Here is a 19,676-nt window from a genome sequence, read left to right as displayed (position 1 = left end):
ATGCGCGCGCTGTGTTCGACCCACCTGATCGGCCAGGCCATGGTGATCTGCCTCGCCGCGCTGGTCGCGATGCGACTCACCGACATCTCCACCGGCGTGTTGTGGGCGGTCGCCGGGCCGTCCGCGCTCTTCTGCGTGCTGCTGTGCGCCAAGCTCAAGGAACCGTGGGCGATCACCGCCGGCTGGGCGCTGCAACTGGGCCTGTTCGTGACCGGTTTCGTGGTCCCGATGATGTTCCTGATCGGCGTGGTGTTCGCGGCCATCTGGTACGGCTGCATCCGGGTCGGGCGGATCATCGACGCCGCCAAGGCGGCCCGGATGGCTACCGCCGAGTGACTGAAGGCGTACGGCCGAAAGGTTGATGCGTTACCCCGGATAGGCTCTGGGCGTTGACCGTTCGTCGGGTCGCGAGGTCTGTGCCCGTACCCCCCTTTCGAGGAAGCAAGGAGCCAACGTGTCCGAGCGCACGCTCGTCCTGGTCAAGCCGGACGGAGTCCGGCGTGGTCTCGTCGGTGAGGTCATCGGCCGTATCGAGCGCAAGGGCTTCACCCTGGCCGCGCTCGATCTGCGGGTGATGGACCGCGAGACGATCGAGCGGCACTACGCCGAGCACGAGGGCAAGCCGTTCTACGCCCCGCTCGTGGAGTTCATGACCTCGGCCCCGTCCGTGGCGCTGATCGTCGAAGGCGAGCGGGTGATCGAGTCCTTCCGCGTGCTCGCCGGCGTCACCGACCCGATCAAGGCCCTGCCGGGCACCATTCGCGGCGACTTCGCCACGATCACCCGGGAGAACATCGTGCACGGCTCCGACTCGCCGGAGTCCGCCGAGCGCGAGATCAAGAACTTCTTCCCCGAGCACGCCTGAGCGTCCGGTCGCGGCGCCCGGGGTGTTCGACAACCCCACGCGCCGGGCCGGGCCCGTGCCGTGTCGATTCCCGCCGTGACGCACGTGTCGCGATGAAGGGCGAATGCCGCGCGACGCGCGCGGGCCGCGCGGGAGATCGATTTTTTTCGCGACCACGCCGTGTGGACCTCCACACGACCCGCCGGGACGCCGATCGGGCGCCGGCCGTGCGCTGTTAGAGGGAAATCCCTCCACTTGCCGCGCGTGGCACGCAACCCCTCACCCCGTGATCACGTCATGGTGGATGGAGGGTGCAGCCGTGCCCCGGTACGTCGCGGTTCTGCCGCCGGTACACCCGTGCCTACGATGTTGGTCGGTCGATCCGGTGTCGTCGGTGCGACGTCCCTCGGCCGGCTCATGTCCTCATGGCTACGAGCTCGGGAAGGCCCTAGGTTCTTTATATGGCGAACAACTTGTCGTTCATCGGTCGTGACATGGCGGTCGACCTCGGTACGGCCAACACGCTGGTGTACGTCAGAGGCCGCGGCATCGTATTGAACGAGCCGTCGGTGGTCGCCAAGAACACCACTACCGGGGGCATCCTGGCGGTCGGCGCCGAGGCGAAGAAGATGATCGGGCGCACGCCCGGCAACATCGTGGCGATCCGACCGCTCAAGGACGGCGTGATCGCCGACTTCGAGATCACCGAGCGGATGTTGCGCTACTTCATCCTCAAGGTGCACCGCCGCCGGTACCTGGCCCGTCCGCGCGTGGTGATCTGCGTGCCCTCGGGCATCACCGGCGTCGAGCGCCGCGCGGTGGTCGAGGCGTCCAGCCAGGCCGGCGCGCGCAGCGTGCACATCATCGAGGAACCGATGGCCGCCGCGATCGGCGCAGGTCTGCCGGTGCACGAGGCGACCGGCAACATGGTCGTCGACATCGGCGGCGGCACCACCGAGGTCGCCGTCATCTCGCTCGGTGGCATCGTCACGGCGCAGTCGATCCGGGTGGCCGGCGACGAGTTGGACAACGCGATCATCGCCTACGTGAAGAAGGAATACTCGCTGCTCCTGGGCGAGCGCAGTGCCGAGGAAATCAAGATGTCGATCGGCTCGGCCTTCGACCTCGGCGAGGACGAGCACAGCGAGATTCGCGGCCGCGACCTGGTCAGCGGCCTGCCCAAGACGATCGTGATCTCCACCTCCGAGGTCCGCAAGGCCATCGAGGAACCGGTCAACACCATCGTGGACGCGGTCAAGAGCACGCTGGACCAGTGTCCGCCCGAACTGGCCGGCGACGTGATGGATCGCGGCATCGTGCTCACCGGAGGCGGCGCGCTGCTGCGCGGCCTCGACGAGCGGCTGCGGACCGAGACCGGAATGCCGATCCACATCGCCGACAACCCGCTGGACTCGGTGGCCCTGGGCGCGGGCAAGTGCGTCGAGGAGTACGAGAAGCTCCAGCAGGTACTGGACGCCCAACCACGCCGCTGACCCGGGACGCGGGGGCGGTCGGCCGGTCCGCCGCCCCCGGATCCGGTCCGGCGCGGCCACACACCACAACTGCCCACAAGCGCCGCAACGTACGAAAGGGGCGGGCGCGCATCGTGAGGGACTCCCGGCACGGTCGGCTGGTCCTCGTGCTGCTGCTAGCGATCTCTTTCGCCCTCATCACCGTGGACATCCGCGGTGGCCGGAACTCGCCCATCGCGAATGTCCGCGACTGGGCCTCGGCCGTGTTCGGCCCCGCCGAACGCGGCGTGTCCGCCGCAGTGGACCCCGTCGGCCGGGCCGTGAACGCGGTCAAGGACGCGGGATCCCACGAGAGCGAGAAGAAGCGCCTGCAGGACGAGAACGCCAAGCTTCGTCAACAGGTGGACAACATCGAGTTCGACCGCAATCGCGCGGCCGAATTGGACAAACTGCTCAAGGTCTCCTCGGCCGGGCAGTACAAGATCAAGCCCGCGCGCGTGGTCGCCATCGGGCCCGCCCAGGGCTTCTCCTGGACGGTCACCCTCGACGCGGGCGTGGGCGACGGCATCAAACCGGACATGACCGTGATCAACGGCGACGGTCTGGTCGGCCGGGTGACCCAGGTGGGTCCGATGACCTCGACCGTGCTGCTCGCCACCGACCCCGGATTCGCGGTCGGCACGCGCCTGGCCGGGTCGATGGAGATAGGGATCACCTCGGGACGCGGCGACAAGCCGATGAACCTCAAGCTGCTCAACGGGCAGGCCCGGGTCAAGAAGGGCGACCGGCTGGTCACCTTCGGCTCGCAGGGCGGCAAGCCGTTCGTGCCGGGCGTGCCGGTGGGCGAGGTTGCCGAGGTGCGCAACACCCCGGGCGAACTCACCCGCAGCGTCGAGGTGCGGTCGTACGTGCGCTTCTCCGGCCTGGACACGGTGGGCGTGGTGATCGAACCGCCGCGCACCGACCCGCGCGACGCGGTGCTGCCACCGCCGATCCAGGAGGCGGCCGCGCCGCCGAGTACGCCGCCCGTGCCGCCGGCGCCGCCCGCGAGCACCGAGCCGCCCAAGGGTGCCTCGGCCGCGAAGCCGCCCGCCGGCGGGACCCGGACCAACAACGCCAACGCCGCCGACGCACGCCGCAAGCCGCCGCCCGGCGGCGCGACCCCACCGACCGGAAGGGACTGAGACGGTGCGGATCTCCCGCGTGTTCTATGCCGCGCTGCTGATCGTCGTCGCGCTCGTGGTCCAGGTGAGCGTGCTCGCCCGGCTCGGTCTGCCCGGTGCGGTGCCGGACCTGTTGCTCCTGGTGGTGGTCGGGCTCGCGCTGACGTACGGGCCCACCGCCGGCTGCGTGATCGGCTTCGCGGCCGGCCTGTGTGCCGACCTCGCGCCGCCCGCCGACCACGCGGCGGGCCGGTACGCCTTCGTGTTGTGCCTGGCCGGGTACGTCGCCGGCCTGTTCGTCTCGCGCAGCCCCAGACGCTCGGTACTCACGCCGATCGCCGTGGTCGCGGTCGCCGCGGCGGGCACCACCGTGCTGTACGCGGCGGTCGGCGCGCTGGTCGGCGACGGCGCGGTGCGCCAGGTGGGGCTGACCAAGCTGCTGCTGACCGCGGTGGTCTACGACGCGATCCTGGCGCCGTTCGTGGTGCCGTGGGTGATGGCGCTGGCCCGCAAGGTGGATCCCAAACCGATGCTCTCGGGCCTGTCCCGGTAGGGGGTGAACGCCCAAGATGCGTAAACGCATGCCCAGCCTGCTCAACTCCGGCCGCTCCAAGGGAGACGGCGCGCACAGCGTGCGGGCCCGTATGGTGATCCTGCAGATCCTGGTCCTGTCGCTGATGATCACCCTCTTCGGCCGGCTGTGGTACCTGCAGATCCGCGAGGGCGACCACTACGCCGCGGCCGCGTCGCAGAACCAGGTCCGAGACGTGGTGACCCCGGCCGTGCGCGGGCAGATCCTCGACGACAAGGGCCTCCCGCTGGTCAACAACCGCACCGCGCTGGTGGTCTCGGTCAGCCGCACCGAACTGCTGCGGATGCCCGACTCCGGCGCCGCCGTGCTGACCCGGCTCGCCGAGGTGTTGCAACTGCCCGCCGACGAGGTCAAGGCGCGCACCCGGCTGTGCGAGCGCAACGTGCCCAAGCCGTGCTGGAACGGCTCGCCGTACCAGCCGATCCCGGTCACCGACAACGCCACCACCGAGCAGGCGCTGACCATCATGGAGCATCGCGAGGACTTCCCCGGGGTGACCGCCGAGCCCACCGCCGTGCGGCAGTACCCGGCGCCCGAGGGGGCCAACGGCGCACACGTCGTGGGCTACCTCTCGCCGGTCTCCGACGACGAGTTGAGCAAGCAGAAGGCCGAGGGCAAGAAGGACCTCCAGCGCGCCGACGAGGTCGGCCGCAGCGGTCTGGAGCGCACCTACGACGCGGACCTGCGCGGAAAGTCCGGGGTCACCGGGCTGTCCGTGGACCACCTCGGCCGGGTCACCGGCACCGTCTCGGAGACCGCGCCGGTGCCCGGCAACCACCTGGTGACCAGCATCGACGCGAAGATCCAGGCGATCACCGAGCAGCAGTTGGACGAGGCGATGAAGCGGGCCCGGGCGACCTTCGACGCGGGCAACACGCACAAGAACTTCGTCGCCGACGCGGGCGCGGCCGTGGTGATGGACATCAAGACCGGCCGGGTGATCGCGATGGCCAGCGCGCCCAACTACGACCCGTCGGTGTGGGTGGGCGGCATCTCGCCGGAGGACTACAAGGCGCTCACCGACGAGAAGGCCGGCGTACCGCTGGTGGCCCGGGCCATACAGGGTCAGTTCGCGCCGGGCTCGATCTTCAAGGTGATCTCCACCTCGGCCGCCGCCGAGTCGGGCTACTCCACCAAGGCCAACTACGACTGCTCGCCCAGCATCACGGTCGGCGGCACGACCTTCAACAACCTGGAGTCCAGGGGCTACGGCCCGATCTCGCTCCAGCGTGCGCTGGAGGTCTCCTGCAACACCGTCTTCTACGGCATCGGCTACGACATGTGGCTCAAGGACGGCGGGATCTTCGGCAAGAACCCCAAGGACCCGATGGTCACCATGGCCAAGAACTACGGCCTGGGCGCGCCCACCGGGATCGACCTGCCCGGCGAGTCCGGCGGCCGGATCGCCGACCGGGCCTGGAAGAAGCGCAACTGGGAGCAGAACAAGGACGCGTGGTGCAAGCAGGGCGACACCGGCAACGAGTACGTGGACAAGATCGCCAAGGAGAACTGTGTCGACGGGTGGCAGTTCCGCGCCGGTGACGCGATCAACTTCGCGATCGGCCAGGGCGACACCACGGTCACCCCGTTGCAGATGGCCCGGGTGTACGCGGCCATCGCCAACGGCGGCACGTTGTGGAAGCCGTCCATCGGCAAGGCCGTGATCAGCCCGGAGGGCAAGCTCGTGCGCGAGATCCAGCCACAGGCGACGGCCAAGCTGCCGATAAGCGACGCGACGGTGAAGTACCTGCAGAACGCGCTGATCGGCGTCGAGATGAACGGCACCGCGGCCGGCGTCTTCGCCAACTGGCCGAACGCGGAGATGCCGATAGCGGCCAAGACCGGCACCGGCTCGGTGTACGGAAAGCAGAGCACGTCCTGGTTCGCCACCTACGGCGGGCCCAAGGACGGCCCGCAGTACGCCGTGGTGATGATGGTCAGCCAGGGCGGCACCGGCTCCGGTACCTCGGGTCCGTCCGTCCGCAAGATCTACGAAGCGCTGCTCGGCGTCGACGAGAAGGGCGCGATCGACCCGGCCAAGGCGTTGCTGCCCGCCCCGCCCACGGGGCTGCCGCACGTCAAGGAGGACGGCACCGTCGTGCCGGCCGCCCACCTGCTCCCGCCGCACCCGGGCGGGAACAACGCTCCCACCACTACCGCGATGTCCGCGCCCGGGGCACTGCCGCCCGATCGCGTGGTCTACCGGACGGGGAGAGGGACATGAGCCTGAAACTGCGACCCGCCTCGCGGGTGGCCGGATTCGGTACACCGGACCTGGGCCGACTCGCGCCGGTGTTCACCCCGCGCCGGTCGATCACCCGACAGATCATCCAGCGCGACGCCCCGGTGCGTCGGCTGGACTGGATACTCCTGGGCCCGGCGCTCGCGCTGTCCGTGGTGGGCTCCCTGCTGGTGTGGTCCGCGACCCGCAATCGGCGCGGACTCACCGGCGGCGACCCGCAGTTCTTCTTCAAGCGGCACCTGCTCAATCTGGCGATCGGGCTGGTTCTGGCAACAGTGGTGGCGATAATCGGTCACCGTCGGATAAGGGCCTTCGCGCCGTTCGTCGGGATCGTCGCCGTGCTCGGCTTGATGGCCGCGCTCAGCCCGCTGGGCAGCACGATCAACGGTCAGCGGGCCTGGATCCAACTGGGCGCTGGTTTCTCGGTGCAGCCCGCCGAGTTGGCCAAGATCGCGATCATCCTGTGCATGGCGATGATCCTGTCCGAACGGGTGGACACCGGGGACCTGGCCAGACCGGGCGACAAGGCGGTGTTCTGGGCGCTGGCGGTGGCGGCGCTGCCGATGGCGGTGATCATGCTGATGCCCGACCTCGGTTCGGTCATGGTGCTGGCGATGATCGTGCTCGGCGTGCTGCTCGCGTCCGGTACGCGGGCGCGCTGGATGATCGCGCTGATCATGATGGCCGCGGCCGGCGCGGGCGCGGTCGTGCGCCTCGGGCTGCTCAGCGAATACCAGATCGACCGGTTCCGGGCCTTCGCCAATCCGGACTTCGATCCGGGCGGCGTCGGCTACAACACCGTGATGGCCCGGCTGGCGATCGGCTCGGGCGGGCTCACCGGCAAGGGGCTGTTCCACGGCGAGCAGACCAGTGGCCAGTACGTACCCGAACAGCAGACCGACTTCGTCTTCTCGGTGGCGGGCGAGGAACTGGGCTTCATCGGCTGCAGCGTGATCATCGCGCTGTTCGGGATCCTGCTGTGGCGCGGGATCCGGATCGCGCTGCACGCCGACGACCTGTACGGCACGATCGTCGCGGCCGGCGTGGTCGCCTGGTTCGCCTTCCAGGCGTTCGAGAACGTCGGGATGAACCTGGGCATCATGCCGGTGGCCGGGTTGCCGCTGCCGTTCGTCTCCTACGGCGGATCGTCGATGTTCGCGATCTGGATGGGGATAGGGCTGTTGCAGTCGGTGCACATGCGGCACGCCGGCGCCTTCAAGTCGGCCTGAGCCGAGCCGGCCCGTCGGCCTCGCACAGGCCGCCGGCCACCCGTCGCGGGCGGGCCCCCACCGGGCAACCCGGTAGGGGGTCCGCCCGGATCGCGTTAGGCTGGGAGGTCGATCCCCCTCCCAGCCCCATCGGAAGGACCGCCATGCCCGTCGAGTCCCTGTTCCCGCGTCTGGAGCCGCTTCTGCCCCAGGTGCAGAAGCCCATCCAGTACGTCGGTGGCGAGCTCAACTCGACCGTCAAGGACTGGGACGCGTGCACGGTCCGCTGGGCGCTGATGTACCCGGACGCGTACGAGGTCGGCCTGCCCAACCAGGGCGTGATGATCCTGTACGAGGTTCTCAACGAGGTCGCCGACGTGCTCGCGGAGCGTACCTACGCGGTGTGGGGCGACCTGGAAAAGCTGATGCGCGAGCACGACGTGCCGCAGTTCACCGTGGACGGCCACCGGCCCGTCGGCGCGTTCGACGTGTTCGGGCTGAGCTTCTCCACCGAGCTGGGCTACACGAACATGCTCAACGCGCTCGACCTGGCCGGGATCCCGATCGAGGCCAAGGACCGCACCGAGGACCACCCGATCGTGCTCGCCGGCGGACACGCCGCGTTCAACCCCGAGCCGATCGCGGACTTCATCGACTGCGCCGTGGTCGGCGACGGCGAGCAGGCCGTGCTCCAGATCACCGACATCATCCGGGCCTGGAAGGCCGAGGGCCGCCCGGGCGGTCGGGACGAACTGCTGTTCCGCCTCGCGGTCACCGGCAACGTCTACGTGCCGCGCTTCTACGACGTGGACTACCTCGACGACGGCCGGATCCAGCGGGTCGCGCCGAACCGCTCGGGCGTGCCGTGGCGGGTGTCCAAGCACACCGTGATGGACCTCGACGAGTGGCCCTACCCCAAGCAGCCGCTGGTCCCGCTCGCCGAGACCGTGCACGAGCGCATGTCGGTGGAGATCTTCCGCGGCTGCACCCGCGGTTGCCGGTTCTGCCAGGCCGGCATGATCACCCGGCCGGTGCGCGAGCGCAGCATCAAGGGCATCGGCGAGATGGTCGACAAGGGCCTGAAGGCGACCGGCTTCGAGGAGGTCGGCCTGCTGTCGTTGTCCTCCGCCGACCACACCGAGATCGCCGAGGTGGCCAAGGGCCTCGCGGACCGCTACACCGACGACAAGATCGGCCTGTCGCTGCCGTCCACCCGGGTGGACGCGTTCAACATCGACCTGGCCAACGAGCTGACCCGCAACGGTCGCCGCTCGGGTCTGACCTTCGCGCCCGAGGGCGGCAGCGAGCGGCTGCGCAAGGTGATCAACAAGATGGTGTCCGAGGAGGACCTCATCCGCACGGTCGCCACCGCGTACGGCAACGGCTGGCGCCAAGTGAAGCTCTACTTCATGGTCGGCCTGCCCACCGAGACCGACGAGGACGTGCTGCAGATCGCGGACATGGCCAAGAAGGTCATCCAGAAGGGCCGCGAGGTCTCCGGGAGCCGGGACATCCGCTGCACGGTGTCGATCGGCGGGTTCGTGCCCAAGCCGCACACCCCGTTCCAGTGGGCCCCGCAGCTCGACCCCGCAGCCACCGACGCGCGACTGCACAAGCTGCGCGACGCGATCCGCGCGGACCGGCAGTACGGCAAGTCGATCGGCTTCCGCTACCACGACGGCAAGCCGGGCGCGATCGAGGGCCTGCTCTCGCGCGGCGACCGCCGGGTGGGCCGGATCATCCGCGCGGTCTGGGAGGACGGCGGCCGATTCGACGGCTGGAGCGAACACTTCAGCTACGACCGCTGGGTGCGCTGCGCCGACAAGGCGCTGGCCGACGAGCCGGTGGACCTGAACTGGTACACCACCCGCGAACGCGAGTGGAACGAGGTGCTCCCGTGGGACCACCTCGACTCCGGCCTGGACAAGGACTGGCTGTGGGAGGACTGGCAGGACGCCCTCGATGAAACCGAGGTCGACGACTGCCGCTGGAACCCTTGCTTCGACTGCGGCGTATGTCCGCAAATGGGCACGGAGATCCAAATCGGCCCCACGGGCCAGAAGTTGCTGCCGCTGTCGGTCAAGCAACCGGCCGCGCAGGGCTAGCACCGGGATGAGGCGCGGGCCCTCCGGGGCTCGGAACGAACAGGCGGTCGGACGGCGAGTCCGGCCGCTTTTCGTTTCCGTGCGGGGCGCCGCGGCGGGCGAGGCGGTGCCGGATGCCGCGTTACTTTTCGAGGTTCTGCTTCAGCTCCGCCCCGGCGCCGACCCTGCTCACGCCGAGGGTGCGTGACGGTTCGTGGCGGTTGACCTCCACGGCGGCGGACGAACGGCCGGACGCTCCGCCACCCGCGGCGGGTACGAAACCCGTTGCCGCGCTCTTCGCCAACGACTTGTCGACGTCTGGCGCCTTGGCCCGGGGGGCGGGCTTCTTCCCGAGCAATTCCTTGTCCCGGAAGGCGGCGACGTCCGCGCGGAGGCTCTCCCCGAACGCTTTTGTCGCTTCGGAATCCGACACCGCGCGTGCTGGGGGTCCGGGCTTCTCGAGATCCTTTGGCTCGCGCTTCTTGGTGTCCTTTCCCACGCCCGGCCTCGCTACGGAATTCGGGGGAAACCGCTGCTGGTTGTCCCTGGCGGCGCGCCGCCTCTGCTCCTTGGGCATGTATCGCAGTGGGTCGGGTGCGGGGGTCGGAGCCTCGCCATCGGTCTCCTTCGCCGGTGACGCTCCGACCGGCCCTTGGGTGAGCTTGCTGCGGAACAGTTTCCCCAATTCATAGGCGATTGTTCCGATTTCATTCATCTTTGCCACTGCGCACCGCCTTTACGAAGTCGTCGCAAGAGTGCGGGACCCTTCCGGCCTACACCCTGCACCAACCGGCGGAAGCTGCCCAGCCCTTCGGGCGCAGTCGGGTTCGCCTGCCTCGTCGGCGGCGCCGAGTGCACCTAGGCGGCGGCGCGGGTCGACGCGCGGTCGAGCCGGGCCGTCGGTGCGCGCCGTCGGGTAGTCGCATGGTCACACGAGGCAGCAATGGTGGTCCCGGCTCCTTGTCGGTGGCAGGGCCACTAATCTTCCCGGGTGAATGCAAACGGGGAGCAACCGGAACCGGCGCCGTGGACGCCGTCGACGAGCAATCACCGGCCGGGGCCGCCGAGCGGGCCCGAACCGACGTGGCAGCAGCGCGCCGAAGGCACGCGCACCGCCGGCGGCCCCGAACCGGGCGAGGGGTGCCTGTACGCGGTGGTCCGCTGGCCGGCCCGGATCATCGCGCTGATCATCGTGGTCCCGCTGCGGCTGCTGTGGGAGTTGTTGCGACTGATCGGCAGGGGGATCAAGTTCCTGTTCTGGACCTGGTTCCTGCGGCCGATCCTCAAGGGTCTGAAGATTCTGCTGTGGGACTGGTTCCTGTACCCGGTGCTCAGCTTCGTCGGCCGCTACATCCTGGTTCCGATCGGCAACGCGATCGCGTGGCTGGTGACCCACCTGCTGATCCGCCCACTCGTCTTCCTGTTCAGGTACGTGCTGCTCAAGCCCGCGACGTGGCTGTGGCGGTACGTGCTGCGTCCGGTCGGACGCGTGACGCTGCAGGCGCTGCGGTTCGCGTGGGAAGTGTCCACCGCCGTCCTGAACTTCCTGATCGTCCGGCCGCTGTCGTGGTTGTGGCGGGCCGTACTGGTCCCGATCGGTCGCGGCATCGCCGTGGTCTGGCACCACCTGGTGGTACTGCCGGTGTCCTGGGCGTGGCGCAACGTGCTCACGCCGATCGGCAGGGCCATCCGCGCCGTGTGGCGATTCGTCGTCGTGGCACCGCTGCGCTGGGTCGGCCGCACCATCCTGCGGCCGATCGGCCGGGCCACCGGGGAGGTGCTGCGGGCCATGGGAATCGGGGGCCGCTGACCCGACCCGTCCGATGGCCGTACGCTTGGATCGACTTCTGCCCACCCACTTGAGCCAAGGACTGAGCGAAACTGGCACGACGTACGCCCGAGGGACCGCCGCCCGCGCCGACGGTCCAGCGACTGCGCCTCCGGTACACCAAGCGCGGCCGCCTCCGGTTCACCAGCCACCGGGATTTTCAGCGCGCGTTCGAGCGGGCCCTGCGTCGGGCGGAAGTGCCGATGGCCTATTCCGCCGGTTTCACCCCCCACCCCAAGGTGTCCTACGCGGGAGCGGCGCCCACCGGCGTCGCCAGCGAGGCCGAGTACCTCGAGATCGGCGTGGCCACGCACTGTGACCCGGCGCGACTGCGAGACCTGCTCGACGCATCGCTGCCGAGCGGTCTCGACGTGCTCGAGATCGTCGAGGCACACGGCGGCAACCTGCCCGAACGCCTCGAGGCGTCGGTCTGGGAGCTGCTTCTCGCCGGGGTCACCCACGAGGAGGCCGAGCGGGCGGTCGGCGTGTTCCTGGCCGCGGAGACCGTCGAGGTCCAGCGGATGAGCAAGAACGGAATGCGCACATTCGACGCCCGAGAGGCGGTGATCGCGCTGACCGTCACCACCCCCGACGGGAACGACGCAGGTCACCCGGGTGTCGATGCGGGTAGTGCCGCACCTTGTGCGATACTGCGACTGGTTGTCCGGCACACCACACCCGCCGTTCGACCCGACGACGTTCTGTCCGGTCTTCGCATGGTCGCCGAACTTGTTACGCCCACCGCCGCCGCGGTCACCCGCCTGGCGCAGGGGCCGCTCGACGCCGCGACCGATTCGGTGACCGACCCGCTCGCGCCCGACCGCGCAGCAGCATCGGCGGTGGAGCACACCTCACAGGGGGACGAGGTACTCCGGACCGGCCCGCAGGGCGGTGCAGAACCCGTCGTCGAAGCCTCGAATCGGTGACGACCGGGTACACGAGGCCCAAGGCTTGAATTTCCGACAGACTTATCGCCCGGTCACGGCCGCAAGGCCGGGACCGGCGAGTGAGAGAGAAGCTTCCGCGCGGCGCCCTGCGTTGGAGCGCCCGGAAGCGTGACGGGAGACAGACCCGCATGCTCGACACCGAGCCCAACGACACGCCTGAGACATCAGGTACACCCGGGGTTGTGAACTCCGGTACTTCCGACAACGACAACAGCACGAAGGACGACACGGCCACGACGCCGGCACCCCGCCGCCGTCGCAGGGCCGCCAGTCGACCCGCAGGACCGCCGAGCGTGCCCTCTGCCGAGGCCGCGCCGGTTCCGGCTGCCGTGACACCCGAGGTTGCCGAGCCCTCCGACGAGGAGGAGCCGGAGGCCGAGGAGGCCGCGGTGGTCGAGCCCGAGCCCGAGCCCGAGCCGGAGGCCCCGCGACGTGCGCGGCGCACCCGCAAGCGGGTGACCGCGCCGGTGACCGACACGGCCGAGGCCGCGGCCGCACCGGCGGAGGCCGCCGAGGCCGCGCCGGCCGAGGTCGAGCCGGAGCCCGAGGAGGCACCCCGGCGAGTCCGGCGTACCCGCAAGCGGGCGGCGGTCGCTCCCGAGGCGACCCCGGACGAGGTCGTGCCCGAGCCCGCTCCCGAGCCGGCCCGGGCCGAGTCCGGGCAGCCGGAGACCGAGGCCGAGCCGGCCGAGGAGGCACCGCGGCGTACCCGGCGTACCCGCAAGCGGGCGGTGCCCGCCGCCGAGGCGATCGAGGAGACCCCCGTCGCCGAGGCCGAGCCGGTCGTCGAGGCCGCGCCCGAGCCGGAGCCCGAGGCCGCACCCGAGCCGCGGACCCGCAGTGGTCGCAAGACGCCGCCGCCGGTGTTCCAGCCGCTGTTCCAGGCCCCGCAGGCGGCCGTCTTCGCCGAGCCCCAGCGCGCGGCCGAGCCGGCCCCGGCGCCCGCCGCCGCCGAGCCCGAGACCGAGACCCGCACCGAGTCGGACGAGCCGCGTGGTCGGCGTCGCCGACGCCGTGCGCTGCCGGTGGACGAGGTGCACACGGCGGCCGAGGCCGAGCCGCAGGACTCGCGCTACCAGGACGAGCAGGAGCGGCACGTGGGCCGCGCGGTCACCGCGACCGAGCAGCCCGAGGCCGCGCAGGAGCCGGAGGGCTCCGAAGCGCACGAGGACGACACCGAGGGCGACCGCCCGACCCGTCGCCGTCGGCGCGGTGGTCGTCGTCGCCGCGGTCGCGGTGACGACGGTGCCGAGGACGGCGGCTCCGACGAGGACGGCGAGCAGCAGGCCGAGGGCGTCGGCGACGGTCCCGACGACGACGAGGACACCGACGAGCCGGGCGACCCCGGGGCGACCACGAGCAGCCGGCGTCGGCGTCGGCGCCGCCGTCGTGACGGTGCGGCCGACGACGTCGCGGCCGAGCCGCAGGACGACCCCGAGCGCACCGTGGTCAAGGTGCGCGAGCCGCGCAAGCGTGAGGCGCTCAGCGAGAGCCCGACCGACGAGGTGCAGGGCGTCAAGGGCTCGACCCGCCTGGAGGCCAAGAAGCAGCGCCGCCGCGAGGGGCGCGAGCAGGGCCGTCGGCGGGTGCCGATCATCACCGAGTCGGAGTTCCTGGCCCGCCGCGAGGCGGTCGAGCGGGTGATGGTCGTCCGGCAGAACGGCGAGCGCACCCAGATCGGCGTGCTCGAGGACGACGTGCTCGTCGAGCACTACGTCAACAAGGAGCAGGCCACCTCGTACGTCGGCAACGTCTACCTGGGCAAGGTCCAGAACGTGCTGCCGTCGATGGAGGCCGCCTTCGTCGACATCGGCAAGGGCCGCAACGCGGTGCTGTACGCCGGCGAGGTCAACTTCGAGGCGGCGGGCTTCAGCGGCCCGCGCCGGATCGAGGCCGTGCTCAAGCCCGGCCAGTCGGTCCTGGTACAGGTCACCAAGGACCCGATCGGCCACAAGGGCGCCCGGCTGACCAGCCAGGTCTCGCTGCCCGGTCGGTACCTGGTCTACGTGCCCGAGGGCACCATGACCGGGATCAGCCGCAAGCTCCCGGACACCGAGCGGGCGCGGCTGAAGACCATCCTCAAGAAGATCGTGCCGGAGAACGCGGGCGTCATCGTGCGCACCGCCGCCGAGGGCGCGACCGAGGAGGACCTGACCCGCGACGTGACGCGGCTGCAGGCGCAGTGGGAAGAGATCAAGAAGAAGTCCAAGATGATCACGACCAGTTCGCCCTCGCTGCTGTACGGCGAGCCGGACATGACGGTTCGGGTCATCCGCGACATCTTCAACGAGGACTTCTCCAAGCTGATCGTCTCGGGCGACGAGGCGTGGGACGTCGTCCACGACTACGTCGGCCACGTGGCCCCCGACCTGGCCCCGCGGTTGTCGCGGTGGACCAGCGAGGTGGACGTCTTCGCGACGTACCGCATCGACGAGCAGCTGATGAAGGCGCTGGACCGCAAGGTCTGGCTGCCCAGCGGCGGCTCGCTGGTGATCGACCGCACCGAGGCGATGGTCGTGGTCGACGTCAACACCGGGAAGTTCACCGGTCAGGGCGGCAACCTCGAGGAGACCGTCACCCGCAACAACCTGGAGGCGGCCGAGGAGATCGTCCGCCAGCTCCGGTTGCGCGACCTCGGCGGGATCATCGTCGTCGACTTCATCGACATGGTCCTGGAGGGCAACCGCGACCTCGTGCTGCGGCGCCTGATGGAGTGCCTGGGCCGGGACCGGACCAAGCACCAGGTCGCCGAGGTGACCTCGCTCGGCCTGGTCCAGATGACCCGCAAGCGGGTCGGCCAGGGTCTGCTCGAGGCCTTCTCGGAGAACTGCGAGCGGTGCAACGGGCGCGGCGTGATCGTGCACATGGACGCGCCGGAGACCAAGGGGCACGGCAACAGCGGCCACAGCCACGGCGGCAACGGCAACGGTGCCTCCGCCGGTTCCGGGCGGCGCAAGCGCAACAAGGGCGGCAACGCCGACAAGAACGGCAGCGGTCCGATCACCGAGATCGTCGACACCGACGAGTCGATCGACCTGGACGGCCCGGAACTCGACGACGTCGCGGTGGACACCGTGCTGCCCGAGGTCGCCGCACTCGGCTCGGTCGAGCCGGTCGAGGTCGCCGAGGCGATCGAGGCCGTGGAGACCGCCGAAGCCGCCGAGGTTGTCGTCGAGCCGGAGCCGGCCCCGCCGGTCGAGGCCGAGCCGACCACCGAGGTCGAGGCCGAGGCGCCGGTGATCGAGGCCAAGCCGGTCGAGGTCGACGTGGTGGAGGCGGCCGAGGCCGTCGAGGAGGCCGAGGAGGCCCCCGCGCCGGCCAAGCGGGTGCGCAAGACCGCCGCCAAGAAGACGGTCGCCAAGAAGGCCGCGGCCAAGACCGCGCCGGCGAAGAAGACCGCCGCCGCGAAGACGCCTCGGAAGTCGGCCAAGAAGGTCGCCGCCGAGGCCGCGGCGAGCGAGGCGCCGGCCGAACAGCCGGTCGCCGAGCCGACGCCGGAGCCGGCCGCGAAGGCGACCAGGGCCACGAAGGCCGCGGCCAAGGCCAAGGCGCAGGCCGCCGAGGCCCCCGCCGAGGTCGAGCCGGCCAAGCCCGCCAAGGCCGCCGCCAAGCCGCGCAAGACGTCGCGGCGGGCGACCCGGCCCGCCGGTCCGCCGGAGGGTGCCGTGGACGGCGCCGAACCGGTTTCGGCGGCGAGCGGAAGCTGAGTCACGACGGGTCCGCCCCGGGGTCCAACCCCGGGACGGACCCGTTTGGCCTTCGCCCCCGGGCATCCTGTAACCTTTGCCCTTGGTGTGCTTAGGCACAGGCTCCTGAGCAACCACCCTCCGGATCGCAAGCTTCGGAGGAGGCCCCCGATTTCTGTTCGGTGTGGCTGGCTTCAGGGGCTCGGACCCTGCAGAGAGAGAGATCCACGGTGTACGCGATCGTTCGCGCCGGTGGCAGGCAGCACAAGGTTGCCGTCGGTGACGTCGTCCAGGTCGACCGCATTCGCGGTGCGGCGGGCACGGCAGTTGAGCTTCAGGCCATCCTCGTCGTAGACGGTGAAGCCGTGACGAGTGACCCGTGGGTCCTCGCGGGTGTGAAGGTGACGGCCGAGGTCGTCGATCACACCAAGGGCAAGAAGATCGACATTCTGAAGTACAAGAACAAGACCGGTTACCGCAAGCGCATGGGTCACCGCCAGCAGCACACCCAGCTTAAGATCACCGGCATCAACTCCGGGAAGTAGGGAGAAGCGACATGGCACACAAGAAGGGTGCATCTTCCACCCGGAACGGCCGTGACTCGAACGCTCAGCGCCTCGGCGTCAAGCGCTTCGGCGGCCAGGTCGTCAACGCCGGCGAGATCATCGTCCGCCAGCGTGGTACGCACTTCCACCCCGGCACCAACGTCGGTCGCGGTGGCGACGACACGCTGTTCGCGCTGTCGGCCGGCGCCGTGCAGTTCGGTACCGCGCGCGGTCGTCGCGTCGTGAACATCGTCCCGGCGGAATAATCACGCCGCGGCATTCGCTTTGACACCCGAGGGCGGACCCCATGCGGTCCGCCCTCGGTTGTTTGTCCACAGTGTTTCGCTCCCCGCTCGGGGAGCCGAGGAGGAATCCACGTGACGACCTTCGTCGACCGCGTCGTGCTGCATGTCGCGGCGGGTAACGGGGGCCACGGCGTGGCCTCCGTCCACCGGGAGAAGTTCAAGCCGCTCGGCGGCCCCGACGGTGGGAACGGCGGGCGGGGCGGCGATGTCACGCTGGTCGTGGACGCCAACACCACCACACTGCTCGAGTACCACCACCACCCGCACCGCAAGGCCACCAACGGCAAGCCCGGCGCCGGCGCCAACCGCACCGGTCCCAACGGCGCCGACGTGATCCTGCCCGTGCCGGACGGCACCGTGGTCAAGCGACTGCTCCCCAACGGCGACGAGGAATTCGTCGAGGACCTGGTCGGCAACGGCGCCAGCTACGTGATCGCCCAGGGCGGTCGCGGCGGCCTGGGCAACGCGGCTCTGGCCTCTCCGCGCCGCAAGGCCCCCGGCTTCGCGCTGCTCGGCGAGCCCGGCGAGGCCGGCGACTTCGTCCTGGAACTCAAGACCGTCGCGGACGTCGCGCTCGTGGGTTACCCGAGCGCCGGCAAGTCCTCGCTGATCGCCACGCTCAGCGCCGCACGCCCCAAGATCGCCGACTACCCGTTCACCACCCTGGTGCCGAACCTGGGCGTGGTCACCGCCGGCGACGTGGTCTACACCGTCGCCGACGTGCCCGGGCTGATCCCCGGCGCGAGCGAGGGCAAGGGACTGGGCCTGGAGTTCCTGCGGCACGTCGAGCGCTGCAAGGCGCTCGTCCACGTGCTGGACTGCGCGACGCTGGAGCCCGGCCGCGACCCGATCAGCGACCTCGACACGATCGAGGCCGAGCTGAAGGCGTACGGCGGCTTGGAGGACCGGCCGCGGATGGTCGCGCTGAACAAGATCGACGTGCCCGACGGCAACGACCTCGCAGACATGGTCAAGGCCGAGCTGGAGGGGCGCGGGCTCCAGGTGTTCGCGGTCTCCGCGGTCAGCCGGGCGGGCCTGCGCGAGTTGTCCTTCGCGATGGCCGCGCAGGTGCAGGGCGCGCGCGACGCCGCGCCGGCGCCGGAGGCCACCCGGATCGTGCTGCGGCCGACCGCGGTCGACGACAGCGGCTTCACCGTCACGCGGCGCGACGAGGCCTTCATCGTGCGCGGGGCCAAGCCCGAACGCTGGGTGCGCCAGACCGACTTCAGCAACGACGAGGCGGTGGGCTACCTCGCCGACCGGCTCGCCCGACTCGGCGTCGAGGAGGCGCTGTGGTCGGCCGGGGCCGTCCCCGGTGCCGAGGTCGTCATCGGCGACGACGTCACCGGCGTGGTCTTCGACTGGGAGCCCACCGTGGCGGCCGGCGCGGAGATGCTGGGCCGACGCGGCGAGGACCACCGCCTGCAGACCCACCGCCCGGCGGTGGACCGGCGCCGCGAGCGCGAGGCGATCGAGACGCAGTACGAGGAGTTCGACCCGTTCTCGGACTCGTGACCGGCGGGCGCTCCTCGGATGATGGTGATTCCTGAAGATTCCGGGTGATTCCGGATGCTTTCGAACGGGGAAGGCAGGGCCTGAAGTGCTCACTGGGGCCGGCGCGGCGCGCGAGGACGTGACCTCCGCGCGCCGCATCGTGGTCAAGGTCGGTTCGTCTTCGTTGACGACCGCCCAGGGGGGCCTGGACGCGGATCGCGTCGACGCCCTCGTGGACGTGATAGCGGCCAAGCGGGCCGAGGGGGTCCAGGTCGTCCTGGTCTCCTCCGGCGCGATCGCCGCCGGGTTGGCCCCGCTCGGACTGGCCCGCCGACCACGCGACCTGGCCACCCAGCAGGCCGCCGCGAGCGTGGGACAGGGACTGCTGGTGGCCCGCTACACCGCGTCGTTCGCGCGCTACGGCCTGCGGGTGGGCCAGGTGTTGCTGACCGTCGACGACGTCACCCGGCGCGCGCACTACCGCAACGCCTACAACACGCTGGACAAGCTGCTGGCGATGGGCGCGGTGCCGGTGGTCAACGAGAACGACACGGTGGCCACCGAGGAGATCCGGTTCGGCGACAACGACCGACTCGCCGCGCTGGTCGCCCACGTCGTGCACGCCGATCTGCTCGTGCTGCTCTCCGACGTGGACGGGCTCTACGACGGCGACCCGGCCAAGTCGACCTCCTCGCGGGTTCCGTTCGTGCACGGCCCCGAGGATCTCGAGGGCATCGAGATCGGCAAGGCCGGCAAGGCCGGCGTGGGCACCGGCGGCATGGTGACCAAGGTCGAGGCGGCGGGTATCGCGACCTCGGCGGGCATCCCCGTGGTGCTCACCGCGGCCCGTTTCGCATCCGACGCGCTGGCCGGCAAGGACACCGGAACGCTCTTCCACCGCACCGGAGTTCGCACCGCCGACCGACTGCTGTGGCTGGCCCACGCGAGCACCGCGCGCGGTCGCCTCACCCTCGACCCCGGTGCGGTGCGGGCCGTCGTCGAGCGGCGCAGCTCGCTGCTGCCTGCCGGGATCACCGGTGTCCAGGGCGGTTTCGTCGCCGGCGATCCGGTGGACCTGGTTGACGAAAACGGTCACATCGTGGCCCGCGGACTGGTCAACTTTGATGCGAAGGAACTGCCGGGCCTGTTCGGGCGATCGACCCGAGAGTTGGCCCGGGAGTTGGGTCCGGCCTACGAGCGCGAGGTCGTCCACCGCGACGATCTGGTGCTGCTGCGCCGCTGAGCGACGACCACGGAAGATCAGCA

15 protein-coding genes and 1 pseudogene are annotated in these 19,676 nt (G+C 70.4%); 15 read left to right on the top strand and 1 reads right to left on the bottom strand.

Annotation, left to right across the window (positions count from 1 at the left end):
* The 8 genes and pseudogenes from ACZ4FV_RS04975 to ACZ4FV_RS04940 all read left to right on the top strand — a co-directional run bounded on the left by ACZ4FV_RS04975 (position 1) and on the right by ACZ4FV_RS04940 (position 9,626).
* Positions 1 to 336 (top strand): DUF4233 domain-containing protein, encoded by a 336-nt coding sequence (locus ACZ4FV_RS04975; RefSeq protein WP_395862912.1) that lies wholly within the window; start codon positions 1 to 3, stop codon positions 334 to 336.
* Between the two features lie 118 nt (positions 337 to 454).
* The gene (gene ndk / locus ACZ4FV_RS04970; protein ID WP_020550731.1) at positions 455 to 865 is read left to right on the top strand and encodes a nucleoside-diphosphate kinase; all 411 of its coding nucleotides are present in this window, start codon (positions 455 to 457) and stop codon (positions 863 to 865) included.
* Between the two features lie 452 nt (positions 866 to 1,317).
* The gene (locus tag ACZ4FV_RS04965) at positions 1,318 to 2,337 is read left to right on the top strand and encodes a rod shape-determining protein (RefSeq protein ID WP_026218256.1); all 1,020 of its coding nucleotides are present in this window, start codon (positions 1,318 to 1,320) and stop codon (positions 2,335 to 2,337) included.
* A 113-nt stretch (positions 2,338 to 2,450) separates the two neighbouring features.
* A complete protein-coding gene (mreC, locus tag ACZ4FV_RS04960) occupies positions 2,451 to 3,500 on the top strand; it encodes a rod shape-determining protein MreC (protein WP_402234288.1) in 1,050 nt (349 codons plus the stop codon).
* A 4-nt stretch (positions 3,501 to 3,504) separates the two neighbouring features.
* Positions 3,505 to 4,011: pseudogene (gene mreD, locus ACZ4FV_RS04955) on the top strand (rod shape-determining protein MreD); the annotation flags it as partial.
* A gap of 49 nt (positions 4,012 to 4,060) precedes the next feature.
* Positions 4,061 to 6,295 (top strand): penicillin-binding protein 2, encoded by a 2,235-nt coding sequence (gene mrdA, locus ACZ4FV_RS04950; protein ID WP_395863462.1) that lies wholly within the window; start codon positions 4,061 to 4,063, stop codon positions 6,293 to 6,295.
* A complete protein-coding gene (rodA, locus tag ACZ4FV_RS04945; RefSeq protein ID WP_395862908.1) occupies positions 6,292 to 7,542 on the top strand; it encodes a rod shape-determining protein RodA in 1,251 nt (416 codons plus the stop codon). Before mrdA ends, rodA begins: the two co-directional genes overlap by 4 nt.
* 143 nt (positions 7,543 to 7,685) lie before the next feature.
* Positions 7,686 to 9,626, top strand: a complete 1,941-nt coding sequence (locus ACZ4FV_RS04940; protein WP_465321884.1) for a TIGR03960 family B12-binding radical SAM protein — start codon at positions 7,686 to 7,688, stop codon at positions 9,624 to 9,626.
* Positions 9,627 to 9,747: 121 nt separating this feature from the next.
* On the opposite strand, the gene ACZ4FV_RS04935 is transcribed toward ACZ4FV_RS04940, so the two are convergent.
* Positions 9,748 to 10,329, bottom strand: a complete 582-nt coding sequence (locus ACZ4FV_RS04935; RefSeq protein ID WP_465321883.1) for a hypothetical protein — start codon at positions 10,327 to 10,329, stop codon at positions 9,748 to 9,750.
* Positions 10,330 to 10,596: 267 nt separating this feature from the next.
* On the opposite strand from ACZ4FV_RS04935, the gene ACZ4FV_RS04930 reads away from it, so the two are divergent.
* The 7 genes from ACZ4FV_RS04930 (at position 10,597) to proB (ending at position 19,653) form a co-directional block, all read left to right on the top strand.
* Positions 10,597 to 11,415 (top strand): hypothetical protein, encoded by an 819-nt coding sequence (locus ACZ4FV_RS04930; RefSeq protein ID WP_395862902.1) that lies wholly within the window; start codon positions 10,597 to 10,599, stop codon positions 11,413 to 11,415.
* A 71-nt stretch (positions 11,416 to 11,486) separates the two neighbouring features.
* Complete coding sequence (locus ACZ4FV_RS04925) at positions 11,487 to 12,359, top strand: TIGR03936 family radical SAM-associated protein (RefSeq protein ID WP_395863460.1); 873 nt, start codon at positions 11,487 to 11,489, stop codon at positions 12,357 to 12,359.
* A gap of 149 nt (positions 12,360 to 12,508) precedes the next feature.
* Complete coding sequence (locus ACZ4FV_RS04920; protein ID WP_465321881.1) at positions 12,509 to 16,087, top strand: Rne/Rng family ribonuclease; 3,579 nt, start codon at positions 12,509 to 12,511, stop codon at positions 16,085 to 16,087.
* A gap of 209 nt (positions 16,088 to 16,296) precedes the next feature.
* The gene (gene rplU, locus ACZ4FV_RS04915) at positions 16,297 to 16,611 is read left to right on the top strand and encodes a 50S ribosomal protein L21 (protein WP_380029162.1); all 315 of its coding nucleotides are present in this window, start codon (positions 16,297 to 16,299) and stop codon (positions 16,609 to 16,611) included.
* Positions 16,612 to 16,622: 11 nt separating this feature from the next.
* Positions 16,623 to 16,877: a 50S ribosomal protein L27 gene (gene rpmA / locus ACZ4FV_RS04910; protein ID WP_020550744.1), complete on the top strand. Its 255-nt coding sequence runs from the start codon at positions 16,623 to 16,625 to the stop codon at positions 16,875 to 16,877.
* A gap of 111 nt (positions 16,878 to 16,988) precedes the next feature.
* Entirely contained in the window at positions 16,989 to 18,431 is a 1,443-nt protein-coding gene (obgE, locus tag ACZ4FV_RS04905; RefSeq protein WP_395862898.1) for a GTPase ObgE, read from the top strand.
* Between the two features lie 118 nt (positions 18,432 to 18,549).
* Positions 18,550 to 19,653, top strand: coding sequence for a glutamate 5-kinase (proB, locus tag ACZ4FV_RS04900; protein ID WP_395863458.1), 1,104 nt, complete (start codon positions 18,550 to 18,552; stop codon positions 19,651 to 19,653).
* Positions 19,654 to 19,676 lie beyond the last annotated feature (23 nt).

It is taken from the genome of Embleya sp. NPDC025285 (genome assembly GCF_055558835.1).
This window is presented reverse-complemented; position numbering and strand designations above follow the sequence as displayed.